8 protein-coding genes are annotated in these 12,500 nt (G+C 46.0%); 6 read left to right on the top strand and 2 right to left on the bottom strand.

Annotated features, from left to right (window positions below):
* Positions 1 to 31: 31 nt before the first annotated feature.
* Together JGK16_RS09025 and JGK16_RS09020 are read left to right on the top strand one after the other, a co-directional pair.
* Positions 32 to 1,357, top strand: a complete 1,326-nt coding sequence (locus tag JGK16_RS09025; RefSeq protein WP_293192467.1) for a hypothetical protein — start codon at positions 32 to 34, stop codon at positions 1,355 to 1,357.
* 19 nt (positions 1,358 to 1,376) lie between these two features.
* Complete coding sequence (locus JGK16_RS09020; RefSeq protein ID WP_293192465.1) at positions 1,377 to 1,775, top strand: hypothetical protein; 399 nt, start codon at positions 1,377 to 1,379, stop codon at positions 1,773 to 1,775.
* A gap of 14 nt (positions 1,776 to 1,789) precedes the next feature.
* Here JGK16_RS09020 and JGK16_RS09015 read toward each other — a convergent pair whose 3' ends face one another.
* Complete coding sequence (locus JGK16_RS09015) at positions 1,790 to 6,856, bottom strand: CHAT domain-containing protein (RefSeq protein WP_293202981.1); 5,067 nt, start codon at positions 6,854 to 6,856, stop codon at positions 1,790 to 1,792.
* A gap of 81 nt (positions 6,857 to 6,937) precedes the next feature.
* Between JGK16_RS09015 and rnhA the strand changes: the two genes are divergently transcribed.
* The 3 genes from rnhA to JGK16_RS09000 all read left to right on the top strand — a co-directional run bounded on the left by rnhA (position 6,938) and on the right by JGK16_RS09000 (position 9,669).
* Positions 6,938 to 7,831 carry a ribonuclease HI gene (gene rnhA / locus JGK16_RS09010; protein WP_293185270.1) on the top strand — a complete coding sequence of 298 codons (894 nt, stop codon included), beginning with the start codon at positions 6,938 to 6,940 and terminating at the stop codon, positions 7,829 to 7,831.
* Between the two features lie 176 nt (positions 7,832 to 8,007).
* Positions 8,008 to 8,646 (top strand): pentapeptide repeat-containing protein, encoded by a 639-nt coding sequence (locus JGK16_RS09005; protein WP_293192459.1) that lies wholly within the window; start codon positions 8,008 to 8,010, stop codon positions 8,644 to 8,646.
* Between the two features lie 195 nt (positions 8,647 to 8,841).
* Positions 8,842 to 9,669, top strand: a complete 828-nt coding sequence (locus JGK16_RS09000) for an alpha/beta fold hydrolase (protein ID WP_293185274.1) — start codon at positions 8,842 to 8,844, stop codon at positions 9,667 to 9,669.
* Between the two features lie 339 nt (positions 9,670 to 10,008).
* Here JGK16_RS09000 and JGK16_RS08995 read toward each other — a convergent pair whose 3' ends face one another.
* The gene (locus JGK16_RS08995) at positions 10,009 to 10,533 is read right to left on the bottom strand and encodes a dual specificity protein phosphatase family protein (protein ID WP_293185276.1); all 525 of its coding nucleotides are present in this window, start codon (positions 10,531 to 10,533) and stop codon (positions 10,009 to 10,011) included.
* 391 nt (positions 10,534 to 10,924) lie between these two features.
* Between JGK16_RS08995 and JGK16_RS08990 the strand changes: the two genes are divergently transcribed.
* Positions 10,925 to 12,148, top strand: a complete 1,224-nt coding sequence (locus JGK16_RS08990) for a calcium-binding protein (protein WP_293192457.1) — start codon at positions 10,925 to 10,927, stop codon at positions 12,146 to 12,148.
* The last annotated feature ends 352 nt before the right edge of the window (positions 12,149 to 12,500 follow it).

Below are 12,500 nucleotides of genomic sequence, written 5' to 3'. Positions count from 1 at the left end.
GTTTATTTTTCACGCAATTAAAACTATAATTATGAATTTAACAAATTCTCGTTATCAGAAATTAGCGCCATATTTAATATTTCTATTTATAGTCACTGTCTTTTTTGCGATCGCCTCAGTATTTCCTTACCAAATAGAGTTCGATCCAATCCCTCAAATCAAAGGAATCAACCAGTGGTTAAGCGGAGGATCTAGTTTGATCAACTCAGTTGTCACAGTAAATCAAAAAGATATCTCTCAAGATATACAAACCTGGATAGTCTGGCACGCTCCCGGCGTCACCTTCGCATTTTTACCTTTAATCGCCCTCGGATTGCCTTTAGGAATCGCAGTCAGAACAACCGCATACTTTTTGTTTGTTTCAGGCGGTCTGGGGTGGATAAAGGTAATAGATACTCTCACCTCTGACCAGAAAATCAAAATAATTATAGCTGTCCTGTTATCTATCTATTATATAGAAATTGGCTCATTATTGGTTTGTACAGCAGGAGATGTGATTCCTTGGGCAGTCATGCCTTGGGTATTACTGTACGCAATGTATCTGTGCTCAATTTTAGACTCAGGGAATAAATTTGACAGTCGCTTTCTAGTTCATGCAGCTCTACTAGGTCTACTTTTAGGAGGAATTTACTGGTTAAAATACTCTGCTTTTTTAGTTTCTCTAGGAATGCTCGCCTATCTAGCTGTATTTTTATGGTTTTTCAGCAAACAATATACCTTAAAAAACCGTTTTATCCTGTTAGCAGTTTGTACGGTATTCACCCTTTTGCCAGTAATTGGTCTGAGCGCTATTCACCATGCACTTTCTGGAGTCAATAGTGCTATAGACCAATTTGAAGCTGCTATTCCTGTGGCATCGCCTTCTACAAGAGGAATGCGTTTTTTATTGAGTTTAATAGGAGCTCCAGGTTTAGGTCTATTCAATTCAGAAATTTTTACTCAAGGTAGGCTGTTGACGTTTACAAGCACTATTCTTAAACAGTTATTTACCTTAGATATTTCACGGAAAGCAGAAACTTTTAAAATATTTGTAGGTCTGGCAGGAACCTTAGCAGCTTTTTGGTTTGTTGCAGAGTCTGCTCGCAAAAATATATACAATAAAAAACTTATTATTCTTTGGGGCTGCATTACAACGATTCCTTTTATATTCATTGCATATATATCTTATAAAACTGGAATAAATCTATTAATGGCAGGCATCGGTCGTTACAGCAATCCTTTCTTTATACTTACTGTCTTCTTTGTGATTTCTTACTACATTTACTGGATTTCAAATCATGAAAAATCTATACTGTCAAAAATTGTCTGTTGTATTGGTATTCTTTGTATTGCTGCCCCCGCTCAATTATATAGTTGATTGGGCTGAGGCTATAATTTTGCGGAAAAATTACGTAACAACAGAGAATTTTCTCTATGTCGATATCTTGTCAAAAAAGAATGTTAAATCGGTAGTTACTCAGATAAAATCTGCCGTTAAATCACCTAAAGATGTTGTCGTTTTAACTAAAGATACCGATGAATTGCGTTTTGGTTCGTGGCTGGAAATGAGACACAGAATCCTCTCACTCCCAATAGTTGACGGTGAAGAAGCTAAGAGTAAAATTACAACAGCGCAAGATTTGAGAGTCATACTTGTTGTCTCCAATGCTTTGGATAAAAATGAAAATCAACTGGCGCTAGTCAAGCAGAGATTTGCCCAATCAACTGGATGGACTCGGCTACCCGAAAATCCAGATGCTGAGGTTTCTATTTGGTTTTCAGATTTGAAGGCTTGACTACCGATTACCAGTCACCACGGACTCCCAATCATCACAAAAGCCGACCAATAATAAGGATGCGACAACTTCAAATCTGCAAACCCTTGCAAAGATTGCGGCAACTCCACTCCCTCACCCCGACTCGAACCCCGTAACTTGCCGCCCTCCAAACGCACATCTCCCCGCAACATCGCAATTTGCGCTTCTCGCAGCGCCGCCGCCTTAATTGGGGCAATCTTCAAACGCTGATAAAACTCAGCCATCAATCCCAAAGTACCCTCATCCGAAACATACCACAAACTCCCCAAAGCCGTTTGCACCCCAGCTTGTAGCGCCAAACCCCCAAAACCCAACTCCGCACTGTCATCACCCACCGCAGTCCGACAAGCACTTAAAACTAATAGATTTACCTGCGGATTATTCAATCTCAAGTCACGCAATTGATTCAGTCTTAACCGACTATCCCACAACTGAATAAAAGAATTATTCGGCAGTCCCGGACGAAATTCGCCGTGAGTAGCTAAGTGAATAATCCCAAAAGGTCGGCTTTCATGCTGTTGCTTCAAATTATCGAAAGTGAAACCCTCATTCAGAAAACTAATTCCCGGCCATTCTCGCGAAATAGCCGCTATTTCCGCAGGAACCGCTGGTAAAGGATTCAATTCCGAAAATTGATCCGCACCCATTGCTAAAACTTCAGATTTCCTGATATCCACGTAGCGAGTATCTGTTAAATTAATGCTGGGCATCAGGCTGAGATTGTACTTTTCGATCAAAAATTGCTTTCCGTCGTGCAAAGCAGCAAAGGGCATACCTCTCAAACCGCGATCGACTACAAAGGAAATAGTATCTGTTTCGCACTTCTTCAAATTCTCCTCCAAAGGCTCAACCATCCACTTATAAAGCTGTTGGGCAGATGATAGATAACTCGTAGTATTACGTCTGGCTGGATTAGTAATCTCATTCCTGAACTCCTTTACAACTTTCAGCAATTCTTCCCGGTGCGCTTCCGGCACAGTTTTGTGAACTACTGCACCGCAAGAATCTACTAACATTAAATCTAATTTTTCCGATCGCGAAAACAGATAAATTAAGCTGGGTTTCGTTTTCGTTTCTGCGCCCACCGATACTAATTTTTTCTTGATGTCGTCTACCGATAGTAAATCCTTGCTGATGTTAAGACCGAAATATTCCTCGAATTCTTGACCAAAAGATTTCTCCAGCAGAGGTAAAGCTGCTGATAATTTCCCTGCATCCAAGTTCCTGCCGATGTCGCTGCGAAATGCTGCCTCAAAAACTGGTTCTCTGGGATTTCCAACGATGAAATTTCTGAGCCCTCTCGGAGATTGCATTCTTTCCGGCGGCATCCTTTCATCGGGTTTTCCTATATCTCGGGATATTCTGTTTTGATTCTGCCGCTGTTCGCGACTAAAGGGTTGGTTGGGCTCGGGAAAAACCCGGTTTCTATCTAATGGAAATCTATTGATTAGCGATGGTGGCAACGAATTTGGGTTATTGCGATCGATTGGATTATTATTAATTGGATTCTCGGGATTATTCGGATTAATTGGATTATTCGGATTAATTGGATTCTCGGGATTATTCGGATTAATTGGATTATTCGGATTAATTGGTTGGTTGGGATTATTCGGATTATTCGGATTAATTGGTTGGTTGGGATTAATTGGCTGGTTGGTAGTGACGATCGCACTATTGCCCTGAGTGTAAGAATTTATGAAAGATTGTCCCTCAGTAATCGTACCAGAATCATTGCTGGCGATCGCCCCAGCCGTCCCATTATTCCTCGCATTTCCCACCACAAAAGGTGTCGGCGGATTGACATCACCGCCGCCGTGGGCGATCCTCACTGTACCCGGTTGAGTGCCGCCAACAGTCGAGACACTCACAGGAGTACCGTTTTGGTCAAAAGTACCCGTCACCCGCACCAAACCCGGAGTCTGGATATTCACCGTACCGCCCGGAGCATTGATGGATGCAATGCTAATATCATTTTGAGCGTTAAGATTTACTCCAGAAGTGCGATCGACAACCACAGGATTAACATTTATTGCCCCGGTTCTGATTTGCCTTCCCGCTAAAATTTCCACAACTTCCGTAGCATTGATATTACCAGTAGTGACATTTCCCCTACGGCTAGTTAAATCAATTCCTACTCCCTGCAAATTACCCGCAGTCACATTTCCCACCGCATTTAAATTAATATTGCCCGTTGACAAAGTATTGCCGATCGCAATATTGCCACCGCTATTAACATCAACTGCACTTCCTTGCAAATTTCCCGCAGTAAAGTTAGTCGGTGTTCTCGAAACAATCCTTGTAGCAGGAGCATTTATCCCGATCGCGCTAATATTATTTCCAGCATTGAGAGTTACCGCCGACAGGGGATTAACTGGCTGTGTGGTAGGGCGAGTAATATTAACTGTCCCGGTTTGAATTTGCTGGCCCGCCGAAATCCCAACTTGTTCGGCAGCGGTGAGATTACCAGCGGTGACATTTCCGGTAGTGCTGTTAAGATTAATCCCAACTCCCTGCAAATTCCCGGCATTTAAATTGCCAAAAGCTGTCAAATCTACATTACCTGTAGCGTTGGTATTACCAGTGGTAACAGTTCCCGAATTGCTGGCAACATTAACTCCGATACCCTGCAAATTTCCTGAGTTTATTACATTTCCAGGAGCCCTGATATTGATATTTCCTGTTGATGCAGTATTAGTAGTTGTAATATTCCCCGTGGTGCTGGAAACATCCACTGCTCCCCCCTGCAAATTTCCGGCAGTTAAGTTGTTGGTTGCTCTCAAAGCAACGGTGGCAGTGGGAGCATTAACCGATGCTACATTAATATTAGTGTTCGCGTCCAGATTGACTGTGGGAGTAGTAGGATTAACTGGATTTGCTGCGATCGGATTAACAGTGATTGGCGCTGTAATGATTTGCTGTCCCGCTACAACTCTGACATCTCCCGTAGAGTCGATCGCACCCGTAGCGACATTTCCGGTGCGGCTGGTAGCTCCGACAGTCGAACCCGTGAGGTTCCCCACGTTTAAGTCCCCAGGAGCTGCCAAGGTGACATTCTCGGTTGCTGTAACGCTGGCAGGTGTAGTATTTGGGACGATTGTATTGGGATCGTTCAACACTCCCAGAGCGCCGGAGTTGCTGATAACATTAACTTGAGAACCCCGCAAATTCCCAAAATTGACATTGCCGAATGCTGTAAGTGCGATCGCCCCAGAATTCCCAGTGTCGATCGCGCGAGTTACTATATTGCCCCCAGTCGAATTCAGAGTAATATTGCCGTTGATATCAGCCGGAACGATGTCATTTGTCAAATTAATATTGTTAGCAGCCTGAATATTAATCGTCGAAGCAGACGTTAATCTGCCTCCAACTATCACAGCCCCTTCCCTGCTTTCGAGATTAATTTGACCGCCATTAATATTTCTAGTTACCACTTCTTGCGCCGCCGACAAAATCACAGGCCCGCCTGCGGAAATGTTGTCCACAGAAATCAAAGTTCTGCCACTCAAAATTGGCGTCGAAGTGAAAATACTATCATCATCTACACTGTCAGAAGAAATACTCACCGGATTTGCCAAACTTGCTACTCCCGCCCGGAGAATTAAGGCTGGACTGCTAGTTAAAATAGCAATATCTGGATCTGAAGTCGCATTTTCAGTCCGCAATCCAACATCCGGGCCGGTAATTGTAATATCCTCCGCAACAATGCTACCCCTCGCCTCGACTTTCAGCGAAACCCCAGTATAATCTCCCAATAAAACATCACCTTCGGAACTGATAATCGGGTCAAATAAACTGACAAAATTTCCCGGCCTTCCCGACAGATTCCGCACCAAAAAATTGCCCCTTGAAGCAAAGTGAGCATCCCCCGAAATTACACCGTTGCTGACTAAACTCAAATTGCCACCGCTTTGAAATTGCGGGGGAAGAGATAAGCCGCCGGTAGCGTTTAAGGTGAGAATGTCGATCGCGCGATCGGCCCTAATCTCTAAATTCCCCCCAGCCTTCGCCAAAAAAGGATTCTGCACGCGATCGCGAACCCGCACCGCATCCCGTGCCAGCAAATTCAAATCCCCCGCAGTTTGCAGCCTAGCCCCCGCTAACGTCAGATTTCCCGCCGCCGAAATAGTCGCACTTCCCGCATTCACCTGCGGAAGTACAGATATATTCCCAGCAGCGATCGCCACATCCCCAGAATTCACCTGCAAACCAGAGTCCACAAGCTGCACGCTACCATCAGCAGCAACAGCAACACCCGTCGCCTGATTTTGTGCAGAACCTGTCAGCAACTGCGGCAAAGAAACAGGATTTAAACTTTGTTGAGAATTACGCAAATTCTGGTCAGTTGGTATTTCCAAATTCAACAAAAGCCCCCGTTGACTGATCCGCAAAACATTCTCGCCCGGAACAGCAGCAACAGTAATTTGCCCGCCCGGTGCCGACAACTGCCCCGTACTCAAAACCGTACCGCCCAGCAAAGCCAAACTTTGGCCCGGAGTCACAGCCAAATTGCCAGCATTAACAATACTTCCCGGTTGATTCGCCCCAAAATAAAAAGCATTTGGCGCACCAACTAAGGCACTAAAATTATTTGTACCTGCCGCATTAAACCAATTAGAACCAAAACCCACATTATTAGCAGTAGTCGCAGTAAAAGCACCTGGCACATTCAAACTCGCGTTCGGGCCAAACACAATCCCCGCAGGATTAATTAAAAACAGATTAGAATTGCCACCCGTGACCGTAATTAAACCATTAATTAGCGAAGGGTTCCCACCAGCAATGCGAGCTAATATATTTTGAATAGCCGAATTAGTCAGAAAATTAGCAACTTGACCTTCATTCAAGCCGAACTGCCCAAAACTGTGAAAAAGATTCGCCCCGTCTCCCGACAAACTGCCACCGTTAATATCGTAGCGGTTACCATTGCGGATGACAGCAGTGCCAGTACCGTCAGCAGCAGGCACAACTGTTTGCGCCTGGGCGAAAGTATTAAAAATTAACAAAGAAAACGGACAAACAAATAGCCCGACCTTTTTAATCTTTAAGTTGACGTTTTTCATGGGCATCTACAGTCGATCGCAATTTCCCTCAATTATCGCACCCGCGAACAAAATAATCGTAAATAACAAATTAATTAACTCATGACAACTCCCACAATCAAAAGCTTGTACACAGACGGCGCTTGTTCCGGCAATCCAGGCCCCGGCGGTTGGGGTGCAGTCATCTGCTTCGCCGACGGCAAATGTCACGAACTCGGAGGTGCAGACCCTCAAACTACCAACAACCGCATGGAAATGCAGGCGGCCGTCGCTGCATTAGAATTTTTTGCCAATTCCGGTCAAACCGAACCAGTCACCGTTTACACCGACAGCGAATACGTTAAAAACGGCATCACCAAATGGATTCAAGGCTGGAAAAACAAAGGCTGGAAAACCTCAACAGGCAAAGATGTCGTCAACCAAGACCTTTGGCACCTGCTAGACAAGCTGAATTCCCGACAAATCAAGTGGGAACACGTCCGCGGCCACTCCGGCGACTTCTACAACGACAGATGCGATGAAATTGCCCGCAGCTTCTCTCACAATCGCACTCCCGCCCTGCAACAGCATCGACCAACAACAGATGAGTCTGGGTCATCGCCGCTAGACATTGAAAACCCAATTGTTTTGGAAGAAACGGACACAACTGGTAACAAAACGATAGAATCCTATGTCATAACTTCTGACCTTCCGATCTCCAACTCTACCATGATGGATTCAACTGCCGATACCCTGGAGAACTTACCCCGCGAGGTGAGGGTTCAGGAACTCCGCAACCTGATCGAGACGTTGCACATAGCTGACGAAGTTGCCACCAAAGGCTACTTGATTACCAGTTCTGAACTGGCTGATTTGATGGATGTAAATGCCAGCGCTGTCACCAGCCGCGGAGACAACTGGGTTTGGCGCAACTGGGTAGTTTCTCGCGTGCGCCGCGAGGGCAACCAAATTCTCTGGCAATTAGAGCGCATCGACCACGTTAGTACGACTGATTAATCATCAGTCATAAGTCCTCAGTCAGATTGTGACAAAGGCCTTCTGACTGCTGCAATATCTAGGACTAATTGCAAGAACTCAAACGGTAGGTGCGCGCAGCGCACCTTACCTGTTTCCAGAGAGGAAAAATAATTTAACTTATAATTTAAGAAACGCGAACAAATCCTGAATAAACAGTGAAAAACAAGAGTTCGATCGCTTTAATGAACTGGCTGCCACCCAAACCAGAAACCGTTTTGCTTTGCGACTCAATTGCAGCAGCTTCTGAAATGGCATTTATGCTAGGCGGCGAGTGGGATGGCTGCAATAGCTTGGTTCTACCTAAATCCGACAAGGTAGCAATTGAAACAGCCGCGAGTTTGCTGGAGACATCGTGGTGCTATCAAAAGGCGGCCGAACCGGTTTTAACTCGGCTGGGAGTTGACGAATTGCTGCGCCGTTATGCGGCGGGAGACAGATATTTTGTTAATGCTAACTTGAGATGCGCTCAATTGAGCCAACTTTGTTTGGAAAACATCGATCTGAGTTATGCCAAATTGAATTTGGCTGACCTGAGCGGCACTAATTTAAATAAAGCAATTTTAGCAGCAGCACAGATGCAATCGGCTAATTTGAGTGGCTGCAACTTGCATAAGTCACAAATTGTGAGGGCAAATTTAGCTGGGGCAAATTTAAGCAATGCTAATCTCAGAGGTGCCGATTTGACTAATGTAGATTTAAGTAATGCTGACTTAACAAATGCTGATTTAAGAGGTGCAACTTTAGGTAAAGTAGACTTGAAAAAAGCTTGCTTGGATGGGGCTATCTTTGAGTAAAACAAGTTGAGGGGCGACTGCAAATTATTCATGCCGCAGGTTCCAATTATGATTCATATTTGCGATCGCGCAGATCGCTTCCGGTCGATTACCATGACAAAAACGGTTCGTAGTGCGGACTTCAGTCCGTAGCATTATGCGGACTGAAGTCCGCACTACGAACCAATCCGAACAACGTTAAAGTCCAGGTATTTTATGCACATTGCAACTGTCACCGGCCCAGCGGGGCGACTCAATCTCACCGACACGGGCGCAGCAAGCAGCGCAGAAGCAGAACCCATCCCCGTCCTCTTCGTACACGGTATGGCATACCACCTCGGAGTCTGGGACGAGACGATCGCACTTTTGCGCGCCAATCTCGGCCAAAACCAGCGCATTTTGGCGATCGACCTCCGGGGCCACGGCGCCTCCGAACCGCCCGCAGACGGCGACTACACCCCCGATAGCTGCGCCACCGACATCATCGCCATCCTCGACGCGCTGAATATCCCCCAAGTAGCCCTCGTCGGACACAGCTTCGGTTCCCTCGTCGTCCTCGCCACCGCCGACTGCGCCCCAACTCGCATCACCCGCGTCATCCTAGCCGATCCCCCCGGTGACTTTAACTACCTGCCGCCCTCCGTGTACGAAGAACAGATGGTTCCCTTCCTCGCAGCGCTAGCGGGCGACAGCTACCGCGCTGCGGCAGAGGAAAAGTTCTCCCAAGCCCTCGACGGCGGTACAACTGCGACGCGCGAAACCACGATCGCACGCCTCGCAGCCACGCCGCGCGATCGTCTCATCGGTATGTACAAAGGTATGTTTGCTTACGATGCAGTTGGTGCGATCGATCGCATCCTAGCAACTCCGGGCACTCAAATCTCAGCAGTCCTCGCGCCGGCAAACTCCTGGCCTTTCAGCCTCCACATACTGCGCCCCCAAATTGCCACCACAGTCATACCAGAAACCAGCCACTGGTTGCAGCTTGATGCGCCGGTTCCCTTCGCCGAAGCAGTGACAAATCAGTTGACAGTTGACAGTTGACAGTTGACAGTTGACAGTAGTCAGTTGACAGTAGTCAGCTCGCCCCCCGAGCGAAGCCGAAGGGTAGTCAGCAGTCAATAGTCAATAGTCAATAGTCATTGAAGGCGATCGATCTCCTATGTTGAACACCATTTAGGCATTTGCGAGATCAGAAACCGACTTTTTAACCACCAAGAATTGGTTGAAAGCCGGAACCCTTTTCCGGTGACTGTTTAAACAACATCGATGTAACCGGAAACGATATCATTACTCCAATCCTCCTCCTTCCTTTATCAAGTGCACTCAAGCGATCAACTGTCAACTGTCAACTGTCAACTGTCAACTGTCAACTGTCAACTGTCAACGACAATCATCCAACAAAGCATCAAGTTCAGCAGCGACTTTCCACGGATTTCGACCCTTGAAAACAGCAGCGATCGCAGCTTCATAAGGATTTCTGCCAGTTTTTTTCACAGCCGCGATCGCCTTTTGGTTAGAAAAACCCCGCCCGCTAACCAACCAAGCAGCCAAAACCTGTCCTGTGCGCCCAATCCCGCCAGCACAGTGAACCACCACCCGATCGCCCGATCGACTTGCAGATGTCAAAAACGGTAAAATGCGATCGACTAAAATTTCGCGATCGGCCAATTCAAAATCTGCGATCGGAGCCCAGCAAACGCGATCGCACCCAAAAACATTTCCATAGCTTCCCAACAAGTCACCATAGCCGATGAGTTGTGTCTGGGGAAGCAAGCAACAAACTCGATCGATCTTCTGTCGCCGCATAAAATCAATCCAGCCAGCAACTTCCTCATCGCGGTAGCCCGGTTTGGCCGCACCAAACACAACTAATTCATCCTCCGCAGCCGCCGCAAACTTGTACATCAGCCCTCAATTTCAATCCTAAAATAACTTAGAGATTTTTAGATATTCTTACTTTACTTCTTAAGTGGCTAGCTTAACTGTCTAACTGTCCTGGACGTTCACCATAAATCAGGACAAAGTTGATATATCAGCGTGCAGCGTTAGATTTCAACCAATCAGGCAATCAACCCCATGCTATTTAAGTATGGCGATCTGTCCTATTATTTCAATTCACATTTCACTCAAATTCACAGCAAAGTCTTGAGTGCAATGCTCACCTATCGCCGCATCTGGCATCTGCAAATAGCCAATTAGATTTGCAATTTGTAGATAAGTTCTTAACGTATCGCGACACTTTCTAGTGCCCGATACAGTTCAGACAAATTCATCATTTTTTTTGGAGAAATTTAACATGGCTAAGATTCCAGGTACTCCCAAAGACGACTTACTACATGGCACTCCTGATAACGATACTCTCACAGGTTTAGCAGGCAACGACACTCTCTACGGTAAAGCAGGAGATGATGAGCTTGATGGTGGTTCTGGTGCAGACAAAATGTATGGTGGTAGCGGTAATGATAAGTACATTGTCGATAATATTGCTGACGTAGTTACTGAGTCTGCTGCCGAAGGTATCGATCTGGTAGAATCTACCGTCAGCTACACTTTAGGAGTGAACGTCGAAGACCTGCATTTGAAGGGAACCGCTGCCATTGATGCGACGGGAAACAACGCGCACAATGCTATTCTAGGTAATGATGCGAACAACTCTCTCTATGGTTTAGGCGATCGCGATTACTTATTTGGTGGAGGTGGTAACGACTTCCTAGATGGTGGTGATGGCGATGACCAAATCTATGGTGGTGCAGGCGACGACATCATATATGGTCGTGCTGGTGCCGACGACATGAATGGTGGTAGCGGTAATGACCTTTATTTGGTTGATAATGTTGCTGATTTAGTTACCGAGAAAGCTGCCGAAGGTACTGATACCGTAGTCACTTCCACTATCAGCTATACTTTGGGTGCAAACGTCGAAAACCTCACCTTGAGTGATGCTGCTGATATCGATGGCACTGGTAACGAATTGAATAATTATATGCTGGGTAACGCTGGCAAGAACTTCCTCAAAGGTGAGGATGGAGACGATTTAATCAATGGTAGAGGTGGCAGAGATATCATTCTTGGTGGTAATGGAATTGACACGCTTTTAGGTGATGCTGGAAATGATGACATACAAGGCATGAAAGGTAACGATATCCTCTACGGCAACGATGATAACGATCAACTTTTTGGTGGTGGTGGTAACGACATCCTCAATGGTGGTAATGGCAATGATGTCTTAGCTGGTGGTGGCGATATTGACCTTGCCGGCAACAACATTCTTTGGGGTGGTGCAGGGGCGGATGGATTCAGATTCTATTTTGCTCCCACAGGCATTGACACCATCAAAGACTTCCAGAAAAGTGAAGTTGACAAAATTGAAATTCACCGCAGTTTTGGTGCTACTTCCCTAAACCAATTCAGCTATAGCAAGACTACTGGTGATTTATTCTTCGGTCAAGTTAAGTTTGCCACTCTTGAGAATAAGCCAGCAGACTTCTTAGTATCCCGAGATATTGTGCTATTGCCATGAGGATGAATTGAATTGTATCTGAGTTAAACAGACTTGACATTAAGTCCGTTTAACTCAGATATTACACCATTTTCAATCAGCAATTTACGGGGCAGACAGGATGTTCTGCCCCCACTAAATCTTAGGTATGTAGTTGCGCTTGAGCGCTCCGGAAAGGTATGTTGTTGCGCTTGAGCGCTCCGGAAAGGTATGTTGTTGCGCTTGAGCGCTCCGGAAAGGCACGTAGTTGCGCTTGAGCGCTCCGGAAAGGTATGTAGTTGCGCTTGAGCGCTCCGGAAAGGCACGTAGTTGCGCTTGAGCGCTCCGGAAAGGCACGTAGTTGCGCTTGAGCGCTCCGGAAAGGCACGTAGTT

The sequence above is a fragment of the Microcoleus sp. PH2017_09_SFU_O_A genome (assembly GCF_020738625.1).
Lineage (GTDB): Bacteria > Cyanobacteriota > Cyanobacteriia > Cyanobacteriales > Microcoleaceae > Microcoleus.
The sequence above is the reverse complement of the archived record's forward strand: the minus strand, read 5'-3'. Positions and strand labels throughout refer to the sequence as shown.

Bases quoted from the DNA above. Each gene is read 5' to 3' on its own strand.
- JGK16_RS09025 (WP_293192467.1), top strand. From the start codon at position 32: ATGAATTTAACAAATTCTCGTTATCAGAAATTAGCGCCATATTTAATA.
- JGK16_RS09015 (WP_293202981.1), bottom strand. From the start codon at position 6,856: ATGAAAAACGTCAACTTAAAGATTAAAAAGGTCGGGCTATTTGTTTGT.
- rnhA (WP_293185270.1), top strand. From the start codon at position 6,938: ATGACAACTCCCACAATCAAAAGCTTGTACACAGACGGCGCTTGTTCC.
- JGK16_RS09000 (WP_293185274.1), top strand. From the start codon at position 8,842: ATGCACATTGCAACTGTCACCGGCCCAGCGGGGCGACTCAATCTCACC.
- JGK16_RS08995 (WP_293185276.1), bottom strand. From the start codon at position 10,533: ATGTACAAGTTTGCGGCGGCTGCGGAGGATGAATTAGTTGTGTTTGGT.
- JGK16_RS08990 (WP_293192457.1), top strand. From the start codon at position 10,925: ATGGCTAAGATTCCAGGTACTCCCAAAGACGACTTACTACATGGCACT.